This is a genomic window from Dongia sp., from assembly GCF_041905885.1.
GTDB lineage: Bacteria > Pseudomonadota > Alphaproteobacteria > Dongiales > Dongiaceae > Dongia.
Genome location: NZ_JAYRKD010000029.1, coordinates 22046 through 42817 on the forward strand (window position 1 = coordinate 22046; position 20772 = coordinate 42817).

18 protein-coding genes are annotated in these 20772 nt (G+C 66.0%); 7 read left to right on the forward strand and 11 right to left on the reverse strand.

Annotated elements, in window-relative coordinates; all coding sequences use genetic code 11:
* Nucleotides 1–12 precede the first annotated feature (12 nt).
* Nucleotides 13–1179, forward strand: coding sequence for an efflux RND transporter periplasmic adaptor subunit (locus tag ACH2CY_RS22960; RefSeq protein ID WP_395022005.1), 1167 nt, complete (start codon nt 13–15; stop codon nt 1177–1179).
* Here the strand turns inward: ACH2CY_RS22960 and ACH2CY_RS22965 are convergent.
* Nucleotides 1176–3776, reverse strand: a complete 2601-nt coding sequence (locus ACH2CY_RS22965) for a hypothetical protein (RefSeq protein ID WP_395022006.1) — start codon at nt 3774–3776, stop codon at nt 1176–1178. The two genes, ACH2CY_RS22960 and ACH2CY_RS22965, sit on opposite strands and share 4 nt — an antisense overlap.
* A 194-nt stretch (nt 3777–3970) precedes the next feature.
* On the opposite strand from ACH2CY_RS22965, the gene ybaL reads away from it, so the two are divergent.
* Complete coding sequence (ybaL, locus tag ACH2CY_RS22970; RefSeq protein ID WP_395022007.1) at nt 3971–5632, forward strand: YbaL family putative K(+) efflux transporter; 1662 nt, start codon at nt 3971–3973, stop codon at nt 5630–5632.
* Here the strand turns inward: ybaL and ACH2CY_RS22975 are convergent.
* From ACH2CY_RS22975 to ACH2CY_RS23015, 9 genes are all read right to left on the reverse strand, one after another.
* The gene (locus ACH2CY_RS22975) at nt 5629–6735 is read right to left on the reverse strand and encodes an ABC transporter ATP-binding protein (RefSeq protein WP_395022008.1); all 1107 of its coding nucleotides are present in this window, start codon (nt 6733–6735) and stop codon (nt 5629–5631) included. The genes ybaL and ACH2CY_RS22975 overlap by 4 nt on opposite strands.
* Nucleotides 6736–6750: 15 nt before the next feature.
* Nucleotides 6751–7701 carry an ABC transporter permease gene (locus tag ACH2CY_RS22980; protein ID WP_395022009.1) on the reverse strand — a complete coding sequence of 317 codons (951 nt, stop codon included), beginning with the start codon at nt 7699–7701 and terminating at the stop codon, nt 6751–6753.
* The gene (locus tag ACH2CY_RS22985; protein WP_395022010.1) at nt 7698–8588 is read right to left on the reverse strand and encodes an ABC transporter permease; all 891 of its coding nucleotides are present in this window, start codon (nt 8586–8588) and stop codon (nt 7698–7700) included. The genes ACH2CY_RS22980 and ACH2CY_RS22985 overlap by 4 nt, the downstream gene beginning before the upstream one ends.
* A 26-nt stretch (nt 8589–8614) precedes the next feature.
* On the reverse strand, nt 8615–9913 hold the full coding sequence (locus tag ACH2CY_RS22990) for a spermidine/putrescine ABC transporter substrate-binding protein (protein WP_395022011.1): 1299 nt from the start codon (nt 9911–9913) through the stop codon (nt 8615–8617).
* Between the two features lie 358 nt (nt 9914–10271).
* On the reverse strand, nt 10272–10592 hold the full coding sequence (locus tag ACH2CY_RS22995; RefSeq protein ID WP_395022012.1) for an SH3 domain-containing protein: 321 nt from the start codon (nt 10590–10592) through the stop codon (nt 10272–10274).
* Nucleotides 10593–10784: 192 nt separating this feature from the next.
* The gene (locus ACH2CY_RS23000) at nt 10785–11381 is read right to left on the reverse strand and encodes an SCO family protein (RefSeq protein ID WP_395022015.1); all 597 of its coding nucleotides are present in this window, start codon (nt 11379–11381) and stop codon (nt 10785–10787) included.
* Between the two features lie 15 nt (nt 11382–11396).
* Nucleotides 11397–11876 (reverse strand): copper chaperone PCu(A)C, encoded by a 480-nt coding sequence (locus ACH2CY_RS23005; protein WP_395022016.1) that lies wholly within the window; start codon nt 11874–11876, stop codon nt 11397–11399.
* A gap of 68 nt (nt 11877–11944) precedes the next feature.
* The gene (locus ACH2CY_RS23010; RefSeq protein WP_395022017.1) at nt 11945–12310 is read right to left on the reverse strand and encodes a hypothetical protein; all 366 of its coding nucleotides are present in this window, start codon (nt 12308–12310) and stop codon (nt 11945–11947) included.
* Between the two features lie 131 nt (nt 12311–12441).
* Nucleotides 12442–13095 (reverse strand): hypothetical protein, encoded by a 654-nt coding sequence (locus ACH2CY_RS23015; protein ID WP_395022018.1) that lies wholly within the window; start codon nt 13093–13095, stop codon nt 12442–12444.
* Between the two features lie 295 nt (nt 13096–13390).
* Here ACH2CY_RS23015 and ACH2CY_RS23020 point away from each other — a divergent pair, with 295 nt between their 5' ends.
* The gene (locus tag ACH2CY_RS23020; protein ID WP_395022019.1) at nt 13391–14554 is read left to right on the forward strand and encodes an MHYT domain-containing protein; all 1164 of its coding nucleotides are present in this window, start codon (nt 13391–13393) and stop codon (nt 14552–14554) included.
* 215 nt (nt 14555–14769) lie between these two features.
* Here ACH2CY_RS23020 and ACH2CY_RS23025 read toward each other — a convergent pair whose 3' ends face one another.
* Nucleotides 14770–15654 carry an SDR family oxidoreductase gene (locus tag ACH2CY_RS23025; RefSeq protein WP_395022020.1) on the reverse strand — a complete coding sequence of 295 codons (885 nt, stop codon included), beginning with the start codon at nt 15652–15654 and terminating at the stop codon, nt 14770–14772.
* A gap of 103 nt (nt 15655–15757) precedes the next feature.
* Here ACH2CY_RS23025 and ACH2CY_RS23030 point away from each other — a divergent pair, with 103 nt between their 5' ends.
* The 4 genes from ACH2CY_RS23030 to ACH2CY_RS23045 all read left to right on the forward strand — a co-directional run bounded on the left by ACH2CY_RS23030 (nt 15758) and on the right by ACH2CY_RS23045 (nt 20772).
* Nucleotides 15758–16678: an AraC family transcriptional regulator gene (locus ACH2CY_RS23030; RefSeq protein ID WP_395022021.1), complete on the forward strand. Its 921-nt coding sequence runs from the start codon at nt 15758–15760 to the stop codon at nt 16676–16678.
* Between the two features lie 304 nt (nt 16679–16982).
* Nucleotides 16983–17846, forward strand: a complete 864-nt coding sequence (locus ACH2CY_RS23035; RefSeq protein WP_395022022.1) for an FAD binding domain-containing protein — start codon at nt 16983–16985, stop codon at nt 17844–17846.
* 8 nt (nt 17847–17854) lie between these two features.
* Nucleotides 17855–18352 carry a (2Fe-2S)-binding protein gene (locus tag ACH2CY_RS23040; RefSeq protein ID WP_395022023.1) on the forward strand — a complete coding sequence of 166 codons (498 nt, stop codon included), beginning with the start codon at nt 17855–17857 and terminating at the stop codon, nt 18350–18352.
* Nucleotides 18349–20772: an aerobic carbon-monoxide dehydrogenase large subunit gene (locus tag ACH2CY_RS23045; RefSeq protein WP_395022025.1), complete on the forward strand. Its 2424-nt coding sequence runs from the start codon at nt 18349–18351 to the stop codon at nt 20770–20772. Before ACH2CY_RS23040 ends, ACH2CY_RS23045 begins: the two co-directional genes overlap by 4 nt.

A 20772-nucleotide genomic window follows, 5' to 3' on the forward strand; every position in this document is an offset into this window, starting at 1 on the left:
GAGGACTAGGTCATGCGTATTTGGACCGCTGCTCTCGGACTGGCCGTCGTCGCCGCTGCCGGCTACGGCACCGTGACGTTCGTCTTTCCCGAGTATTTCCGTGACGTCGTCGCCGCCGATGCGGCGCAGCAGGAGCAGGCACCGGAAGGTGGCGCGCCGCAGGCTTTCCCGGTTCCGGTCGCGGTCGTCTCCAAGACCACGGTCCCGGTCTACCTGGAATATGTCGGCAGCACCGAGGCGATCCGCGAGGTGACCCTGCAGGCCAAGGTCGGCGGCTATCTGCAGGAGACCGGCGTCACCGATGGCGCCGACGTGAACGAGGGCGATCTCCTCTATCGGATCGATCCCGACGATTACCAGGCGGTGCTGGACCAGGCCAAGGCGCGGCTGCAGAGCAACCAGGCCGCGCTCGAATACGCGACCTCGAGCCAGAAGCGTAACGCCGCGCTCACTGCGACCGGTGCCGTGGCCAAGGATACCAACGAGGAGAAGACCAGCCTGATGCACCAGGCGCAGGCCGCGATCATGGCGGACAAGGCCGCGATCCGCACCGCGCAGCTGAACCTCGGTTACACCCAGATCAGCGCTCCCTTCAGCGGCCGGCTCGGCAAGAGTCTGGTGCATGAAGGTGCGCTGGTGACGCCGCAGCAGACCAACATCAACACCCTGGTCCAGCTCTCGCCGATCTACGCGACCTTCAACCCGAGCGAAAGCGATCTCGCGCTGATCCAGAAGTATCGCGCCGCGGGCGAGCTCATGGTGGACATCACCCTGGCCGGCGAGGACACGCCGCGGGTTTCCGGCAAGCTCACCTTCCTGGACAACACGGTCGATCGCAGCACCGGCACGATCACCGCGCGCGCGACCCTGGAGAATGCCGACAAGGCGCTGCTGCCGGGCCAGTATGTGAAGGTGCGCCTGCACCTGACCGACAAGCCGGACGCGCTGCTGGTGCCGCAGATCGCGCTGGGTTCGAGCCAGATGGGCCGCTTCGTCTACGTGATCGGCGCCCAGGGCACGGTGGAGCAGCGCTTCATCGAGACCGGCGCGCTGATGGGCGATAAGGTGGTGATCAACAAGGGCTTGCAGCCCGGCGACAAGGTGATCACCGGCAACCTGCAGAAGATCGGCCCCGGCATGCCGGTGCAGCCGCTGCCGGAGCAGGCCAGCGCCTCCTAAAGATGGCTCTCGACGATCTGAAGGCGTGAGCGGAGGCGCTCGTCCTCGATGCCGGCGGCGAGGCGCTTCTGCAGCAGGTCCTTGATCTCGCCGCGCACCTTGACGAAGCCCGGCGTCCACCGCATGGCTTCGACGTAATCCGCCAGCAACAGGTCGGGGACGTCCGGCGCGCGCCGGGCAAGCTCCGCGATCTGGGTCTCGGACCAGAAGTTGATCAGCGGCGGCTCGATCACGACCTGGTTCCGATCGTGATCGCCCATCGAGGCCACGGCCCGTTGGAAGTCCTCCTGGGGTAGACCGAGAATCAGAGCGGCGGTTTCGCTGCGCTCAGCCGCCCCGCCATGCCCGAGCACGCCCAGCAGGGCCAGCAGTTCGTCGGCATGCTTCACACCCGGCCGAAGCAGTGCCGCGCGCGCGGCTTGGCGCTGCGGCTCCGGGAACGCGCCCCGCACCTCCTGCAGCAGCGACGGCAGGTTGCTGGGCTTCTCGGTGAGGCCATGCAATCGGTCGCTGGTCACCAGCGAAGCCAGCGCCTGCTTGACGAAGGCGGGATCGCCGGCGCGGAACGAGAATAGAGATTGTAGCCCGAACCGCGTGCGCGCGGGATTCTCGGAGAGCAGCTGATCGAGGATCGTCGCCTTGACCGCTTCGGTCGCCGCGGGCTCTTTGGCGGCGGCGAGGAAGCCGACCCAGGAATTGTGGAAACCGCCATCGAGCTTTTCGGTCCACAATTCGAGATAGACCGCGATTGCCGCCTGGGCCTGCGCCACGGTGATCGGCGGCGGGGTCGGCCCCGGCAGGTTCAGGGCCGCGGCATAGAAGCCCTTCTCATCCAGCGCGTAGGACAACCGCTCGCCCTTCTGGTCGGAGAAGAGCGGCGGCTGGACGCCGCCCCAGACGATGCGGCCAAGCAACTCGTCCTTGCCGTCGATCCGTTCCAGGAACTCGAAGGCCGAGCCGCGGAAGCCCTTAGGGAAGAGGCGCGTGACCGCCGCGTCGGACGATTGATTCTCCCGGATGATCAGCGCATCGGCTCGCGGCGGCTCCTCGCTCGGGACCACGCAGGCATCGGCTTCGCCGGCAGCGAGGAAATCCAGCATGCTCGCCCGGTTCGCCTCGGCGCGGCAGGTCGCCCGGTCGTGCACCAGGCGCAGCACCGACCAGACCTGCTTCTCCTTGCGCTCGACGGCGACGGCGTAGGGAGAGCCGAGCAGCACCAGCCGGCAGCGTTCGGAACACCCGGCATGATCCATCTGGCCGAGATAGGTATCGACCAGCGCGACGATGTCATGTGTCTGTCGGGCGGGCTTGAAGGGATAGATGTTCAGCGTCTCGGCTTGCGCGACCGCGACCTTGGCGCGTTGCGAGGCCTGATGGAGGTTGTAGGAGCGATAGCCGGAGAGACCGAGCGCCAGGATGACGGCGCCCAGCGAATAGCCGATCCGGCCGCGCAGGATTCCATAAATGAAGACCAGAATCGGTCCGCCGAAGAGGAGCAACATCACCAGCGGCAAGAGGAACGCGGCGGTAAGCAGGGGGATCTTGTTGACCAGCAGGTAGCCCACGCCCATGAGTGCGAGGCTCACGGCCAGCCCGATCGGCGTTTGGACCAGCAGATGCTTACGCCAGGCACCGTCGCGCGGCGGAACGGGTATCGCATCGGCGCGCTGATCGGCGACGGCGAGCCGCGCCGAGTGCAGCGATGCCAGGAACGTCAATCCGAGATAGGCCAAGGCGGCCGCGCCGTAGCCGAGCGCCGTCGGCCCCATGTCGCCGACGATCCGCCAGATCCCGAACACGCGCGTGAATCCGAGAAAGAACAGCAGCCCCGCGCTGCAAAGATAGACCGCCTCCGGTGCCGCGACCGGCTGCGCCTGCAGCGTGCCGCGCCGACGCGCAATGAACAAACCGGTCCAGGCGGCGGCGCAGGCGAAGGCGATGCCGAAGCTCTCGCTCCCCAGCCGCGACAGTATCGAACTGTCCCGATTGCGTTCCGCCAGCACCAGTACGGCGAAGTCCAGATCCAGCACGCGCAGCAGGGACCAGGCCAGGTCATAGAGCGACAAGGCCGCGAAGATGTATCCGAGCCACCGCTCATAGGGTCGTCGCTCCCGGGCGAAGAGCAGCCGGGCGCAGATGAGCGCGCCGCAGATGACCCGGATCACGTTCGACCCGTAGGCCACCCATTGCCAAAGCCCGCCGCGCCGCTCGAGCCCGGAAGGCGCGACCAGGTCCAGCAGGATGAAAACCAGGCCGATCCCGGTGCTTCCGAGCAAGACAGCCCAGATCCAGGTCCGCCAATAGACGCGGATCGACGCCGCCGACCGGATCGAGGCCGCCCAGGCACCGCGCGGCACGGCCGCAACGCCGAGGCAGACGAGGCCCGCCGCAGCCATGCCGAACTTGATCAGTTCAGCGAGCAGCCATTGCCCGGGCGCGTTCTTGTACCCGGGGCTGAAGAAGACCGAGATCGCTGCGGCCCATTCGCTGCGCGACGGGCTGAAGCGATACATGACGTGAGAGATGACAAGATAGGCCAGCAGCAGGGTCAGGCCCGCCGCCAGAAAGAACAGGGAAGCTCCGCGCTTCTCGATCATGCCATCCACCCACCGGCACATTGCGCCGGCCATTCACCCTCGCCGGATCAAGCCCGCTTTCGCGGTATCTGTCCACGAAAATCGCGTCTTGCGTGCAGCGACGAATCGCGGCATGGCGGCGGAAAAGGGTGAAGCGGCGGGGCCGCATCTGCTAGAACGATTCTCCGGCCCACCGAAGCGGAGCTCTGGCAACGATGGACCATCATACTCCCCTGATCGCGGCGATCGTCGGCGCCATCGTGCTCGCCTTCATCCTGGGCGCGCTGGCGCAGCGGCTCAGGATCTCGCCGCTGGTCGGCTATCTGCTGGCCGGCGTCTGCGTCGGCCCGTTCACGCCGGGCTTTGTCGCCGACCAGGGCCTGATCACCGAGCTGGCCGAGATCGGCGTCATTCTGCTGATGTTCGGGGTCGGGCTGCATTTCTCGCTCAAGGACCTGCTGGCGGTGAAGTCGATCGCCGTGCCGGGCGCCATCGGCCAGATCGCGGTCGCGACCCTGCTCGGCTGGGGCCTGGCCTGGATCATGGGCTGGCCGACCTCGAACGGCATCGTCTTCGGCCTGGCGCTCTCGGTCGCCAGCACCGTGGTGCTGCTGCGCGCCCTTCAGGAGCGGCGCCTGATCGAGAGCACCGAAGGCCGCATCGCCGTCGGCTGGCTGATCGTCGAGGACCTGTTCATGGTCCTCACCCTGGTCCTCTTGCCGCCCTTGGCCGGCATCGCCGCCAGCCTCGACACCGCAGGCGCCGGTCCCAGCCTCGGTGATGTGGGCATGACCCTCGGCATCACCTTGGGCAAGGTCGCGGCTTTCGTCGCGGTGATGCTGCTGCTGGGGCGCAAGGCCGTGCCCTGGGTGCTGCATTACATCGCCCATACCGGCTCGCGCGAGCTGTTCCGCCTCGCGGTGCTGGCGATCGCGCTCGGTATCGCCTTCGGCGCCGCGGCCCTGTTCGGCGTCTCCTTTGCCTTGGGTGCCTTCTTCGCCGGCATGGTGTTGAGCGAATCCGAATTGAGCCACCGCGCCGCCGAGGAGACCCTGCCGCTGCGCGATGCCTTCGCCGTCCTGTTCTTCGTCTCGGTCGGCATGCTGCTCAACCCGGCCGTGCTGTTGGACAGCCTCTGGCCGCTGCTCGGCGCGCTGGCGATCGTGCTGATCGGCAAGTCGCTGGCCGCCTTCTTCATCGTGCGCGCCTTCGGCCATCCGCCGCAGGTCGCCCTGGTGATCTCGGCCAGCCTGGCGCAGATCGGCGAGTTCTCCTTCATCCTGGCCAGCCTCGGCGTGGCGCTCGGCGTGCTCACCGAAGCGGCGCAGGACCTCGTGCTCGCGGCGGCGATCATCTCGATCCTGTTCAACCCGACCGCCTTCGTGCTGCTGGATCGCTTTCGCGCCAAACGCGGCGCCGCCGCGCCGGGCGAGGAGAAAGCCGCGCGCGAGATTGCGCCGACCCAGCTCAGCGATCACATCATCCTGGTCGGTTACGGCCGGGTCGGCTCGGTGATCGGCGAGGCCTTGCGCAAGGCAGCCTCGCCCTTCCTGGTGATCGACACCCGCAACAAGGCGCTGGAGGCGCTCAGCGCTTCAGGGATCGCGACCATCGACGGCAACGCCGCCGACCACGCGGTCTTCGCCGCCGCCAGGCCCGAGGTCGCGCGCTGCCTGTTCGTCGCCGTGCCGGATGCCTTCGAGGCGGGTGCCATCGTCGAGCAGGCGCGTGCCGCCAATCCGACCTTGCCGATCATCGCCCGGGCCCATTCCGATGCCGAGGCCCAGCATCTGATGAGCCATGGCGCAACCGCGACCGTGATCGGCGAGACCGAGCTCGCTTTGGAAATGCTGCGCCGCGCGCCGTCGCAGACTTAGTCGGCGGCGGAGACGAGCGGGGCGCCGCTGTCTTCGAGGATGCGCAAAGCGGTGGCCGGCAGGTGCACCGCGACCTCGGTGCCTTCGCGGTAGGGGATCTCCTCGCCGTTGTTCTGCATCAGCGCCTGGATCTTGGCGCCGGTCGCGAGCCCGACGATGAGCTGCACCGAGTTTCCCAGATAGACCCAGCGCTGCACGGTGCCCGGGATGCGGTTCTCGCCGCCCGAGCCTTTCGCCTCTAGCCGCACGCGTTCGGGGCGGATCGTCACCTTGGTGGCGCCGGTCGCATGGGCGCTGCCGCGGCCGGCATAGCAGTCGAAGCCGCCGACCTTCACCTTGCAGCGCCCGGTCGCATCCGCGCCCGATGCCGTCGCGTCCATCAGGTTGGAGACGCCGAGGAAGTCGGCGACGAAGACCGTGGCCGGCGATTCGTAGATCTCGGTCGGCGGCGCCACCTGCTCGATCCGGCCGTTGGACATGACCGCGATCCGGTCGCTCATGGTGAGCGCCTCCTCCTGGTCATGGGTCACGTAGACGAAGGTGATGCCGACCTGCTGCTGCAGGCTTTTGAGCTCGACCTGCAGCTGCTTCCTGAGCCGCGCATCGAGCGCCCCCAAGGGCTCGTCCAGCAGCAGCACCGCGGGTTTGAGCACCAGCGCCCGCGCCAGGGCGACGCGCTGCTGCTGGCCGCCCGACATCTGCGCCGGCTTCCGCTTCTCGAAGCTGGTGAGCTGCACCAGCTCCAGCGCCTCGCCGACCCGGCGTTTCACCTGCGTCTCCTCGACCTTCTGCCGCCGCAGGCCGAAGGCCACGTTGTCGAACACGTTGAGATGCGGGAACAGCGCGTAGCTCTGGAACACCGTGTTGACGTGCCGTTTGTGCGGCGGCGTCTCGGTCATGTCGAGGCCGTCGAGCACGATCTGGCCGCTGGTCGGCCGCTCGAAGCCGGCGATCATCCGCAAGGTCGTGGTCTTGCCGCAGCCCGAGGATCCCAGCAGCGAGAAGAACTCGCCGCCCGGGATCTTCAGGTTGATGTTGTCCACGGCCCGGTGCGGACCGAAATGCTTGTTGAGGTTGATGATCTCGATTTCGCCGCCGCTCACCGTGTCCTCACTTCATCAAAGATCAAAACCGCCGCCCATGGCCTTGCCCATGCCGCCGCCGGCCCCCGAACGTCCATTGGTGCGCTCGCCCCGCGTCAGATACCGATGCACGACCCAGGCGATGCCGATGGCGGTCAAGGTCATCGCCACCATGACCGTGGCCAGCGCGTTGATCGACGGCAAGGGCGCGCCGCGGGTCGAGCTGTAGACCCGGATCGGCACGGTGTCGCAGCTGGAGCCGCAGGAGAGCCAGGCGCTGATCACGAAATCGTCGATCGAGATCGCGAACACCATCATCAGGCTGGAGAAGATCGCCGGGAGCAGCAGCGGCAGCACCACCAGCCGCAGGGTCTCCCAGGGTGTGGCGCCGAGATCCGCCGCCGCCTCCTCGTATTGCCGGCCGATCGAGAACAGCCGGCCGCGCACGATCACCACCACATAGGAGAGCGAGAAGGTGACATGGCCCAGCACCTGCGCCGTGGTCCCCAGCGGTATGAAGTCGAAGAGCTTGGTGAAGACCAGGAACAGCGAGACGCCCATCACCAGCTCCGGCGTCACCAGCGGGAACAGCATGATGAAGTTCGAGGCCGAGGCGAGGCGGCCGCGCCAGCGCGCGAGGCCGAGCGCCAGCATCACGCCCAAGGGGGTCGCGATCAGCATGGTGAGGCCGGCCAGCTTCAGGCTTTGCAGCAAGGCATGCTGCAGCCGCGGATCGCCGATCACCGAGGACCGGGGGTCGTCGAGATACCAGCGGGTGAGGGAGAAGCCCTGCCAGGTCGTCACCGACCGCCCGGCATTGAACGAGAACAGGATCGCGACGATCACCGGCACGATCGAGACGGCCACGTAGATCCAGGTGACCACCACCATGCCGCGGGGCTCGCCCCAGGGATTGAGGATCCAGCTGCGGATCCGCTTCGCAACGGTGGGCTCAGCGATCGGGCGAGACTCGGTGACGGCGGTCATGCGGCCACCTCCTTCTGCGCTTTGGCAATCGTGATCATGTAGTAGGCCATGAGCACCGCCAGGAAGGCCGAAAGGATCATGGTGAGCGAGGCGCCGACCGAGGGCTGCGGCCCGCCGTGGAAATAGATGTCGATCTGGTTGCCGAGCATGGTCGTGCGCGGCGAGCCGGAGACAATGGTCGGCGTGTAATAGTCGCCGAACATCGGCAGGGCGATGATGACGCTGGCGCCCAGAATGCCGGGCTTGGAGAGCGGCAGGGTCACATGAAAGAAAGCGGAGGCAGGGCTGGCGCCGAGATCCCGCGCCGCTTCCAGCACGCTGCGGTCGATGCGATCCAGCGCGGCCAGCAGCGGCAGGATGAGATAGGGGATGTAACCGTAGATGAGGCCGAGGATCACCGAGGCATGGTTGCCGCCGAGCCAGTCCGGCGGGGTCTGCACCAGGTTGGTCCAGAGCAGGAACTTGTTCACGAAGCCGTTCGGCGAGAACAGGTTCACCCAGGCCAGCATGCGCATCATGTAAGAGACCCAGAAGGGCAGCACGATCAGCGCGATCAGCAGCATCTTGGTGCGCTTGGCATGCCGCGAGATGTAGTAGGCGACCGGATAGCCGAGCAGCAGCGATCCGGTCAGCGCCAAGGCGACATAGACCACGGTCCGGAGGAAGACACCCCAATACTGATTGCCGGGCAGAAAACCGGCCAGCGTCTTCAGCAGCGCGTCAAAATTCCAGTCCAGCGGATTCCAGGTCGGCACGGCATTCAGGAAGATGGGATCGACGCCGCCGAAGGCGACGCCGATCACCGCATAGAACGGAACCAGGAACAGCAGGATCAACCAGACCACGCCGGGAACGGCGAAGACCGGCCAGAGCCATTTCGGATACACGACTGGAAGATTCCCGGACTGGCCGCTTATTCCGAACCGGAGTTGAACTGCGCGTAAGCGTCCTGCCACTTCTTCTGGCCTTCCGAGGTCAGGGCGCAGTATTGCAGCGAGCCGGCGCCGACGTCCTCTTCGGTCAGGATGATGTTTTTCAGCTGCTCGGGCAGGATCTCCGCCTTGATCAGCTCGTCGGCGTTGAACGACTTCTGCGCCGGCTGGTAGCCGGTGTAGTTGACGGTGTTGTTGTAGGCGACCTCGGCATCGCAGATGTGGTTGAGCCAGAGGTGTGCCAGCACCGGGTTCTTCGCCTTGGCGAGCACCGCCCAGCAATCGTTCTGGGTGACGCCCTTGCCCTTGCCCGGCCACCAGTACTTGATGATCGACTTGTCCTGGCCCTCGGGCCAGTAGCTGATGACGGCGCCGAGCATGTCGCCCGACCAGGCCTGATGGATCCAGGAGCTGCCGTCGGCCAGCGTCTGGTACTGCGTGATGTTGACCTTGGGGTTGGAGATCGGCACCGTCGCCTTCAAGTCAGCCAGGGCCTTCTCGAGCTCGGCCGCGTCTTCGGTATTCACGTCGTACTGGCCGCGATAGAGCATCGCCATGCCGAGCGATTCACGCGCATCGTCCATGATGCCGGTATAGCCGCTGTACTCGCTGGATTTTGCATCCCAGAAGATCGACCACGGATTGTCGAGCGCGCCGATATCGGTCTTCACCTTGTCGGTGCGCCAGCCGATGCCGGTCGAGTAGAGGTTGTACGGCACCGCATATTGCGAACCCTGGTCGTAGAACGGATTGGTCAGCGACTTGAAGATGTTCTTCTCCAGGTTCGGCACGTAGCTGTGGTTGATCGGCTGCAGCAGCTTGCCGGCGACGCCCTGCGCCAGGCGGTCCGGCGTGATGTTGGTGGCATCGCACTCGACCGTGCCGCTGGCCAGCCGCGTGATCGCCTGGTCCATGCTGTCGAAGGTGGTCAGCACCACCTCGACGCCGTATTTCTTCGAGAAGGTGTCGATCACCGAAACCTGGTCGATATAGTCCTGGTAGTTGAAGATGTGGAACGGGCCCTTCTCCGGCTCTAGCCCGCTCTTGATCGGGTCCTGGGTCAGCGGCAGCGTCACCGGCTTGTCGGGGCGGGAGAGGGCGATGCCGCCCGGTCCCGCCTGCTTGCCGGCTTCATCGGCGAGCGCGGCGAAGTCGAGCAGCGGCGCGGCGCCGGCAGCCAGGCCGACGGCGCCCAGCGCGCGCAAAGCTTCGCGGCGCGAAAGGAAACCGCGCCGATAGCCGGTCATGATGGTTTGGATCTTGGAATCCCGGTCCTTCATCGTCTTCTCCCTGTTTCTTCATTCGCGTCGGTGCCGGTGGATACCTGCGCCGCGCTGGATTTATTCCGTCCAGTATCGGAGATTCTGAATGTTCATTCAACTTCCGAACATGCTCGCTCTTTCGGGAGCGTCGATAGATGACGCTTGGCGACAGGTTATGCCGGCTGGCGACACGGCCAGCCGATTGCCGGCCGTCTCGAAAAGCCTAGCCAGGGGCGGAATCGAGGACAAGGCCCAATCCGCGACAAGACAAATGACTTCAGCGACTTAACCCGTGTCGGCTAAGTCGCCCAAGCGGCAGGACAATTGTGGAAACCGCTGCGGCCGGGCCGGCCGCAGCGGTGCGGCGGCGTTGCGGTCAGGCCGCCTTCAGCAGCGCGAGGGCGATATAGCCATCGACCTTTCCGCTCTTCACATGCGCCCATTTGCCGTCCGGGGTCTTGGCGATGACGTCGACTTTCGCGCCCTTCTTCAAGGTGGCCAGCACCGGGCTCTTGGTGTTGGGGTCCTTCCGGACATGGGCGCTGCTGTGCGAGACCACCATGGCGACCTCGGCGGTATCGACGGCGACGGCGTTGCTGCCGGTTGCATCCGGTGCCTGCGGCGAGGCGGCCTGCGCCGCGGAGGTCAGCAATGCCGCAAGGATCGCGGCGGCGGAGAGCGAGATGATCTTCTTCATGGGCGTGTTCTCCTCGGTTGAACCCGATTCAAACACTCCGCCCGTGCCGCGATTCCGTCCAGCATGCCGGCGCTTGCTTAGCTGACTTTCGTGTAACCGACGGTGACACGCATGACCCGCGCAACGCGCCGTTACAAACGCGTCAGGTAGCGAACGGCCGTTAGGTTGCTGCGCGCCGCCATTCCGACCTTGTCACCCCTCCAGCAGCTTCTTGATCTTCGCGACGAAGCGCTCATGCTCCTCGGTGTAGGAGATCACGTCGGCGAACTTGCCGTCGCGATCCATCAGGTAGAGCACGGCGGTGTGGTCCATGGTGTAGCCGCCGTCGGAGGTCGGCACCTTCTTGTAGTAGACGCGAAAGGCCTTGGCGACCTCGGCCACCTGTTCCGGCGTGCCGGACAGCGCCACCGTGTTGCCGTTGAAGTTGGAGATGTATTCCTTCAGCGCCGCCGGCGTGTCGCGCTCCGGATCGACGGTGATGAACAGGGTGGTCAGCTCCTTGGCCGGCGCGCCGACCTCATCCTCGGTCCTGGCGATCTCCGACAAGGTGGTCGGGCATGCATCGGGGCAGTGGGTGAAGCCGAAGAACACCGCATAGGGCTTGCCGGCGAGGCTCGCGGAATCGAACGGCTTGCCGTCCTGGTCGGTCAGGCGGATCGGCCCGCCGATCGGCACCGCCGCCGGCCCGCCGGCGCCCAGGTTGAAGCCCTGGTTGATGTAGAGATAGCCGAGCGCCGCAGCCGAAATCGCGACGACGACGATCAGGATCGGGATGATGCGGCGCGTCATCGCTGGGCCTCCCGCTCACATATTGTCCATGGAATGGCCGGTGCCGGCCGGCTCGATCATGAACTCGATCTTCACCTTGCCGGCCTTCTCGAAGGTGAGCTCGCCGTCCATCATCGTATCGGGCAGCAGCTCCTGGTTCACGCCGACGAACATCAGATGCAGCGACTTCGGCTTCAGCTCGACGGTGGCGCCGGCGGGAATCTCCAGGCCCTCGGTCAGTTCCTGCATCTTCATCACGTCGCCGTCCATCTTCATGGTGTGGATCTGGCCGGCCTTGGCGAACTCGACGCTGACCGCTATCAGTTTATCCGGCGTGCTGCCGTGGTTGATGATCTTCACGAAGCCGTCGGCGACGTCGCTGCCCTTCAGGGTCGCGCGCGCCCAGGGATGGACGATCTCGAGATCGCCGGCCTTGAACTCATGGGCCCAGGCGGAAACCGCGCCGAAGCCGATGCAGGAGAGAATGAGGAGATTGCGCAAGACACGCATGTTCATGACTTTCAATGATGGGCGCCGAGCCGGATTCGTGCGCCGGTGAACCGGAAAACGCGAATGAAGGACGCTCAGCCGATCGCCGGCGGCGCCTGAGCATCGGTGTCGGAGAGATAGATGCTCGGCGGATTGAGGCCCGTGCTGCGGTGCGCGCCGATCCGCAGGATGAAAGCGGCGAGCGGGGCGGTGGCGTCGACAACATCGTCGCCGAGCGCCTGCACCATGCCGCCCATCGGGCAGGCGGAACTGCAGAGCGTGCAGTCGGGCTGATGCTGGCTCTGATGCCGGACCGGACCGCCGGAAGGCTCCGAGCCGGAGGTATCGCAGGTGGCGGCGACCGTCAGCGGATCGAGCGCCGCTGCCACCGCCTGGACATTGAAGGCGGCCGCGGCGAAGGCATTGAGCAATAAGGCATAAGCGAGAACGGCGCCAAGCACCGCCCCGCGCCGCCTCAATCCCTGAAAGCAGCCGCGCCGGACCATGCCAACTCTATGACATGCAAAGAAAAGCGCGGCAAGCTGACGCTTTGCCGCGCTTTATCAAGCGTTTGAGAGCGGTGTCCAGGCGATCAGAACGCCTTGCACTTGCCGCTGCCGTGCTTGTAGGTGCCGATCAGCGCGTCGCCGAAGTAATCCTTCTTGGCGGCGCAGGTGCTGCGGCAGACCGTCAGCCCGCAGACGCTGAATTGGTCGCCCGTGGTCTTGCCGGGCGAGCCGTCGGTGTTGGTGATGTGGCACTGGCATTCGCCGTTGCGGTCGCCCGCCTGGTTGTCCTCCGAGCCCCAGACCAGCGCCTGGTTGGGATCGGAGCGGCTGGAGCCGCTGTAGAGCTCGACCCGGCCCTTCTTGCCAAGCGTCAGGAAGTAGCTGCCGACACCTTTGCCTTTCGCCGGAGCACGCCACATCTCGGTGCCGCTGGGGCTCAGCACGACGAAGCTGCCGTCGTTCTTCAGGACCGCCGTGCTGCCCGGCTGCGGCTGCGGGATATTCGCCTCCCAGAGCACCGGCTTGCCGGGATAGCGCTCGTCCCGGAGGTCGAGCGTGCCGTCCTTATGCATGAACAGGATGTATCGCGTGTCGGTCGTCCAAAGGCAGTCTTCAGCCTTGAAGACGTGTTCAGCTCGGCTGGACGTCACGAACTCCGAACTGGTGCAGGCGGCCGAAGCCATGCCGGCAAAGCCGAAGACGAAGAAAGCTGCGATCGCGAACAGGAATGCGCGCATGGGATCCCCTGCAAGTTACGCCATTAGCGGCAAGAGCGATTGCCCAGCCCTTAATGCGTCACTAGGGGCCTGCCAAATCACTGCGGAAACGGCATAGCGTCCCAAGGGGTCGGAGTCCACGCATTTGGCGGGCCTCACCCGCTTTTGAGCGCGTCCGGGGCCCGAGTTATCCACAGCACCGCACCCTTGATTTGACATCCTCCCTTCGACAGACTCGGGAGCCAAGGACCTGCCCCAGCCTTAGAAAAACGGTTTCTGGAAAAGTCACCGGACGGCAGGCCGCGACGGGACGGGAATGCTGTTTTCTTATGATCCGATGATGGTGGTGGCCTCGGTCTTGGTTGCCATCATGGCGTCCTTCACCGGCCTGCGCCTCGCCGGCGACTTGAGCGCGCTGCCGGTGCCGGCCCGCCGCCTGCGAATCGCGGAAGCCGCCTGCGCGCTCGGCGGCGGCATCTGGTCGATGCATTTCGTCGGCATGCTGGCGCTGCGCTTGCCGGTCTCGATCAGCTACGACGCGCTCAATACCTTGAGCTCGGTCCTGGTCTCCATCCTGATCACCGGCCTCGGTCTCTCCTTCGTGCATATGGGCCAGTCTGATTCAAAGGCTGGCAAACTCTGGCGCACCGCCGTCTCCGGCACGCTGATCGGGTTGGGCATCGTCACCATGCATTACATCGGCATGCGGGCGATCGCCGGAAACTGTCTGGTCGAATACGGACCGACGGGAATCCTGCTCTCCTCCGGCATCGCGATCCTCTCCTCGATCGCCGTGGTGCAGATCGCCTATCGCCGCCGCACGCTGCTGCAGCTCAGCCTGGCGGCGGTGCTGCTCGGGATTACGATCTCCAGCATGCATTACACCGCGATGGCCTTCACCCGCATCGTGCCGGTCAGCGAATTGATCGCGCTGGCGCAGCCGATGATCCAGGACAGCTACCTCGCCCTCATCGTGGCGCTGGCCGCTTTCGTGGTCTGCGGCCTGTTCCTGCTGACCGCCTTGCCGCTGCCCGCCACCGGCTGGATCGCGGCGCCGGCCGGCGCGCCGATCGCTGCCGCCTTTGCGGCGCCGGAACCGCAGGCGCTGCCGCAGGTCGCGTCGCCACGCGCCGCATCCGAGACGACGGAGCGGCTGCGCCTGCCCTACGAACAGGGTGGCCTTACCTTCTTCGTCGACGCCACCCGCGTCACCGCGATCCAGGCCGAGGGCCATTACACGCGGCTCTATGAAGGGCAGGAGAGTCACTTCTGTCCCTGGTCGATCTCCCGGGTCGAGGAAGCCGTCGCCGGCCGGAACTTCCTGCGCACCCACCGCAGCTTCCTGGTGAACCTGGAACACGCGCGGGCTTTCCAGCGCAAGCACGACAAGGTGTTCCTGATGGTGCCCGGCCCCGAGGACAATCTCGTCCCGGTGAGCCGCGGCCACGTCCCCGAAGTGCGGAAGGCGCTGGGGATCTAGCGCGCTGCATCCATCCGCAACATCGCGGCTGCATCAACCCCCTTCCTAGCCTTCCCCCATCTTGGGGGAAGGAACTCTATGAAGGCGCTGTGGCAAGTGACGGCTCTATCCTTCTTCCCGCCCCCAAGATGGGGGCGGGTGCGGGTGGGGGTTGATGCAGCCGTGTCAGCTCTCTTGCGTCCTCGCTTGCAGATCCAGCGCGCCGAACCACGCCGTCACCGGAAATAGGCATCCCGATCGATGTCCGCGATCAGTCCCGGCCCGGTCGGCGCCCAGCCGGTGATCGCCCGCGTCTTCGCGCTGGAGGCGAGATTGTCCATCGCCGCGAAATGCGCGAACCAGGTGAAATGCGCCGGCGCTTCCTCTGGCGACTTGGAAACCACCGGCAGCCCGAGCCGGCGGCCGATCACCGCCGCGATCTCCTTGAACGGGACACCTTCCTCGGCGGTCGCGTGATAGCGCGCCGGGCCGCTGCGTCGCTCCAGCGCCAGGCGATAGAGCCGCGCGGCGTCCAGCCGGTGCACGGCGCCCCAGTGGTTGTTTCCCGCGCCGATGTAAGCGGAGACGCCCTTCTCGCGTGCCATCCCGATCAGCATCGGCACGAAGCCATGGTCGCCGTCGCCATGCACCGAAGGCGGCAGGCGCATCACCGACACGTTGACGCCGCGGACCCGAACTTCCGAGGCCGCTTCCTCGGTGGCGACGCGCGGCAGGCTTCCGCCCGGTGCATCATCCTCGGTCGAGCGCCGGCCCGCGGGCAGCAATCCCGTCCCGCTGGTGACGATCAGCGGCTTCGAAGAACCGGCGAGCGCCTCGCCCATGGCGATGATCGCACGCCGGTCGATCTCGCAGCTCTCCTTGAACTTCGAGAAGTCGTGGATGAAGGCGGTATGGATCACCGCATCGCAAGCGGCGGCGCCGCTCTGCAAACTGTCGCGATCCTGCACGTCGCCGCGATGCACCGCGGCGCCGGTCGTCGCGAGGGCCTTGGCGCCCGCATCCGACCGCACCAGGCCAAGCACCGGGTGCCCATGATCGAGCAGCTCCCGGACCACGGCCGAGCCGACGAAGCCGGTCGCGCCGGTGACAAAGACACGCATGGGGAAATCTCCGGTCAGAGGATGATGCCTGAGTGATATGGCGTTGCCTCCGGACGGTCCATGCGGTTAAGTCCGCAATATCTTCGCGATCGTCCGGAATGCCATGGATCCGCTGTCCGACGTCCTTTCCCTCCTGAAGCCGCAGAGCCACGTCTCGGCGGGCTTCGACGCCGGCGGCGACTGGGCCATCGCCTTTCCCGGCAACATCGGCATCAAGTGCTACGCGGTCGTTTCCGGCGCTTGCACTCTCGTCGTCGAAGGCGTCGCAGATCCGGTGCGCCTGGAAGGGGGTGATTGCTTCCTGCTGCCGAGCGGGCGCGCTTTCCGTCTCTGCAGCGATCCCGCCGTGGCGCCGGTGGAGGCGAGCACTGTCTTTCCGCCGCCGCGCGCCGGCGGCGTCGTCACCTATAACGGCGGCGGCGACGTCTTCCTGGTCGGCAGCCGCTTCACCTTGGGCGGTGCCCATGCCGAGATCCTGATGGGCATGATGCCGCCGATCGTCCACATCAAGAAGGAGTCCGACCAGGCGGCGCTGCGCTGGTCGGTCGAGCATATGATGCAGGAGCTGCGCGAGCCCAGGCCCGGCCACTATCTGGTGGCGCAGCACCTCGCGCACCTGATGCTGATTCAGGCGCTGCGCATGCATATGGCCGAAGGCCCGCGCGGCGGGGTGGGCTGGCTCTTCGCGCTGGCCGACCGGCAGATGGGCGCGGCGGTCGGCGCGATCCACGCCGATCCGTCACGCAAGTGGACCCTGGCGGAACTGGCATCGCAGGCCGGCATGTCGCGTTCGAGCTTCGCGCTCAAATTCAAGCTGACGGTGGGCGCCGCGCCGATGGATTATCTCACCCGCTGGCGGATGCTGCTGGCGGGCGACCGGCTGGCTCACAGCAACGAGGCCATTTCGCGAATTGCCCTGTCCCTCGGCTATGAATCGGAGAGCGCCTTCAGCACGGCCTTCAAGCGGGTGATGGGCTGCGCGCCGCGGCAGTATGGCCGCGCCGAGGTCCAAGCAGCCGAATAGACGGTCGCGGGCGGATTCCCCGGCGCTGCTCCTGAGGTCGTCAAGACCGTACACCCCGGTGTGCGTTTCGTCAAGGCCCAAGGCAACCTGATGTGCCGCCACGATTCTTGTCGATGCCCGGATGCAAGATTGTTACGCACTCGACAGGTTGGAGGCGGCGGCTGGCTTCCGGGCGCCGTCATTCGTGCAGCCCCAGCGCATTTCGTGCAGGCCCGGCGACCCTGGTCACTTCGGGCTCACGCCGTTTCTCCCCGGAGATCAAGGTCTTGGACAAAGACCAAGAAACATTATGGGAGGGAGACCCATGATACCTGCCAACTTCGACTATCACCGTCCGGCCAGCCTCGATGACGCCCTGAAGCTCCTCGCCCAGCATGGCGACGAGGCCCGGGTCGTCGCCGGCGGCCACAGCCTCATTCCGATGATGAAGCTGCGCCTGGCGCAACCCGGCCACTTGGTCGATCTCCAGGACATCGCCGCCCTGAAGGGCATCAAGGACAGCGGCGCCGCAATCGAGATCGGCGCCATGACCACCCAGCGCGAGGTCATCCAGTCCGCTGCGCTGGCGGCGGCGATCCCGCTCCTCAAGGAGACCGCCGAGCAGATCGCCGACCCGCAGGTCCGCTATTGCGGCACCTTGGGCGGCAATGTCGCCAACGGCGATCCCGGCAACGACATGCCGGCGGTCATGATCGCGCTCGACGCTGTCTACCTGGTGAAACGCCCCGGCGGCGCCCGCGAGATCAAGGCCCGCGCCTTCTACCACGGCGCCTACGCGACCGAGCTCAAGGACGGCGACATCCTGACCGCCATCCGCATCCCGAAGCCGCCGGTCGGGCACGGCAGCGCGTATATCAAACAGAAGCGCAAGATCGGCGACTACGCGACCGCCGCGGCGGCGGCGGTGCTCACCATTTCGGGCGGCAAATGCGCCAGTGCCGCCATCGCCCTCACCAATGTCGGCGACACCGCGCTCTTCGCAGAAGCCGCCGGCGCCGCCTTGGTCGGCTCGAGCCTCGACGCCGCCGCGATCGACAAGGCAGTCGCTGCCGCCGTCGGCATCGCGCAGCCCTCCAAGGATGCGCGCGGTCCGGTCGATTTCCGCAAATCCGTGGCCGGCGTGATGGTGCGGCGCGCGATCGAAGCCGCCGCCAAGCGCGCGCGCTAGAGGAGGGGATGATGGGAAAGATGCATGTGAAGATGACGGTCAACGGCGGCGAGGTCGAAGCCCTCGCCGAGCCGCGGACCCTGCTGATCCATTTCCTGCGCGAGCAGCTGTCGCTCACCGGCCCGCATGTCGGCTGCGACACCAGCCATTGCGGCGCCTGCACCGTCGATCTCAACGGCAGATCGGTGAAGTCCTGCACCGTCTTCGTGGCGCAGGCCAACGGCGCGAACGTGACCACGATCGAAGGCATCGCCAATGCCGACGGCACGCTGCATGTGCTGCAGGAGATGTTCCGCGAGCATCACGGTCTGCAATGCGGCTTCTGCACGCCGGGCATGATCACCCGCGCCTATCGGCTGCTGCAGGAAAATCCGAACCCGACCGAGGTCGCGATCCGCCACGGCATCGCCGGCAATCTCTGCCGCTGCACCGGGTACCAGAACATCGTGAAGGCGATCCGCGCCGCCGCGGACCAGCTTTCCGGCAAGAAGGAGGCCGCAGAATGAGCGCCGCCGATGGAACTTCCGTAGCCGAACGCACCGCCAAGCTCGAGGGCCTGGGCTGCAAAAGGAAGCGCGTCGAGGATGCCCGCTTCACCCAGGGCAAGGGCAAGTATGTCGACGACATGAAGCTGCCCGGCATGGTGTTCGGCGATTTCGTCCGCTCGCCCTACGGCCATGCGCGGATCAAGAAGATCGACAAGTCGAAGGCGCTGGCTTTGCCCGGCGTCAAGGCGGTGCTGACCGCCGACGACCTGAAACCGCTCAACCTCCATTACATGCCGACCCTGGCCGGCGACGTGCAGGCGGTGCTCGCGGTCGACAAGGTCCTCTTCCAGAACCAGGAAGTCGCCTTCGTCGTCGCCACCGACCGCTATGTCGCGGCCGACGCGGTCGAGCTGATCGAGGTCGAGTATGAAGAGCTGCCGGCGCTCACCGATCCTCTCAAGGCCATGGACGCGAATGCGCCCCTGCTCAGGGAGGATATCAAGGACAAAAAAGAAGGCGCCCACGGCGCACGCCGGCACCACAACCACATCTTCACCTGGGAGGTCGGCGATGCCGCGGCGACGGACAAGGCTCTGGCGGGGGCGGAGGTGGTGGCGAAGGAGTTCGTCTCCTATCAGCGCGTGCACCCCTGTCCGCTGGAGACCTGCGGCTGCGTCGCCTCGATGGACAAGATCAACAGCCACCTGACGGTCTGGGGCACCTTCCAGGCGCCCCATGCCGTGCGCACGGTGGCGTCGCTCATCTCCGGCATTCCGGAGCACAAGATCCGCATCGTCTCGCCCGATATCGGCGGCGGCTTCGGCAACAAGGTCGGGGTCTATCCCGGCTATATCTGCGCCATCGTCGCCTCGATCGTGCTCGGCGTGCCGGTGAAGTGGATCGAGGACCGGATCGAGAACCTCACGGCCACGGCCTTCGCCCGCGACTATCACATGACCGGCGAGATCGCCGCGACCAAGGACGGCCGCATCACGGGCCTGAAATGCCACGTGACCGCCGACCACGGCGCCTTCGACGCCTGCGCCGATCCCACCAAGTTCCCGGCCGGCTTCTTCAACATCTGCACCGGCTCCTACGACATCCCCACGGCATTCCTTTCGGTCGATGGCGTCTACACCAACAAGGCACCGGGCGGCGTCGCCTATCGCTGCTCCTTCCGCGTGACCGAGGCCAGCTACTTCATCGAGCGCATGATGGATGTGCTGGCGCGCAAGCTGAACATGGATCCCGCGGAGGTGCGGCGGAAGAACTTCATCAAGAAGGCGCAATTCCCCTACAAGTCGGCGCTCGGCTGGGAATATGACAGCGGCGATTACGAGACCGCGCTCGACAAGGCGCTGGCCGCCGTCGATTACAAGGGCCTGCGCGCCGAGCAGAAGCAGAACCGCGCCGACTTCGCCGCCGGCAAGACCCGGAGCCTGATGGGCATCGGCGTCGCCTTCTTCACCGAGATCGTCGGCGCCGGCCCGGTGAAGAATTGCGATATTCTTGGGCTCGGTATGTTCGATTCCTGCGAGATCCGCATCCACCCGACCGGCAGTGCCATCGCCCGGCTGGGCACGATCAGCCAGGGCCAGGGCCATGCCACGACCTTCGCCCAGATCCTGGCGACCGAGATCGGCCTGCCGGCCTCCGACATCACGGTGGAGGAGGGCGACACCGACACGGCCCCTTACGGCCTCGGCACCTACGGCTCGCGCTCGACGCCGGTCGCGGGTGCGGCGACCGCAATGGCGGGACGGAAGATCCGCGCCAAGGCGCAGATGATCGCCGCCTATCTGCTCGAGGTGCACGACAGCGATCTGGAATGGGACGTCGATCGCTTCCAGGTGAAGGGCGCGCCCGACCGGTTCAAGACCATGAAGGAGATCGCCTTCGCCGCCTATAACAAGGCGATCCCCGGCATCGAGCCGGGGCTCGAGGCGGTCAGCTATTACGATCCGCCGAACATGACCTATCCGTTCGGCGCCTATATCTGCGTCGCCGATGTCGATGTCGATACCGGCGTGACGTCGATCCGCCGCTTCTATGCGCTGGACGATTGTGGCACCCGGATCAACCCGATGATCATCGAGGGTCAGGTGCATGGCGGCCTGACCGAAGCGCTGGCCATCGCGATGGGCCAGGAGATCGCCTATGACGAGGTCGGCAACGTGACGGGGTCGAGCTTCCTCGACTACTTCCTGCCGACCGCCGTGGAGACTCCGCTCTGGGAGACCGACTTCACCGTGACCCCGTCGCCGCATCACCCGATCGGCGCCAAGGGTGTCGGCGAATCACCCAATGTCGGCGGCGTCTCCTGCTTCTCCAATGCGGTCTGCGACGCCTTCGCCCATCTCGGCCTCACGCATACCCAGATGCCGCACGACCACTGGCGGGTCTGGAAGACGGCGCAGAAGCTGGGGCTGGTGAAGTAG

Coding starts and splice junctions, on each gene's coding strand:
- ACH2CY_RS23015 (WP_395022018.1), bottom strand. CDS start 13,095: ATGCGCGCATTCCTGTTCGCGATCGCAGCTTTCTTCGTCTTCGGCTTT.
- ACH2CY_RS23005 (WP_395022016.1), bottom strand. CDS start 11,876: ATGAACATGCGTGTCTTGCGCAATCTCCTCATTCTCTCCTGCATCGGC.
- ACH2CY_RS23045 (WP_395022025.1), top strand. CDS start 18,349: ATGAGCGCCGCCGATGGAACTTCCGTAGCCGAACGCACCGCCAAGCTC.
- ybaL (WP_395022007.1), top strand. CDS start 3,971: ATGGACCATCATACTCCCCTGATCGCGGCGATCGTCGGCGCCATCGTG.
- ACH2CY_RS22960 (WP_395022005.1), top strand. CDS start 13: ATGCGTATTTGGACCGCTGCTCTCGGACTGGCCGTCGTCGCCGCTGCC.
- ACH2CY_RS23000 (WP_395022015.1), bottom strand. CDS start 11,381: ATGACGCGCCGCATCATCCCGATCCTGATCGTCGTCGTCGCGATTTCG.
- ACH2CY_RS23025 (WP_395022020.1), bottom strand. CDS start 15,654: ATGCGTGTCTTTGTCACCGGCGCGACCGGCTTCGTCGGCTCGGCCGTG.
- ACH2CY_RS22980 (WP_395022009.1), bottom strand. CDS start 7,701: ATGACCGCCGTCACCGAGTCTCGCCCGATCGCTGAGCCCACCGTTGCG.
- ACH2CY_RS22995 (WP_395022012.1), bottom strand. CDS start 10,592: ATGAAGAAGATCATCTCGCTCTCCGCCGCCGCGATCCTTGCGGCATTG.
- ACH2CY_RS23020 (WP_395022019.1), top strand. CDS start 13,391: ATGCTGTTTTCTTATGATCCGATGATGGTGGTGGCCTCGGTCTTGGTT.
- ACH2CY_RS22965 (WP_395022006.1), bottom strand. CDS start 3,776: ATGATCGAGAAGCGCGGAGCTTCCCTGTTCTTTCTGGCGGCGGGCCTG.
- ACH2CY_RS23040 (WP_395022023.1), top strand. CDS start 17,855: ATGATGGGAAAGATGCATGTGAAGATGACGGTCAACGGCGGCGAGGTC.
- ACH2CY_RS22990 (WP_395022011.1), bottom strand. CDS start 9,913: ATGAAGGACCGGGATTCCAAGATCCAAACCATCATGACCGGCTATCGG.
- ACH2CY_RS23035 (WP_395022022.1), top strand. CDS start 16,983: ATGATACCTGCCAACTTCGACTATCACCGTCCGGCCAGCCTCGATGAC.
- ACH2CY_RS23030 (WP_395022021.1), top strand. CDS start 15,758: ATGGATCCGCTGTCCGACGTCCTTTCCCTCCTGAAGCCGCAGAGCCAC.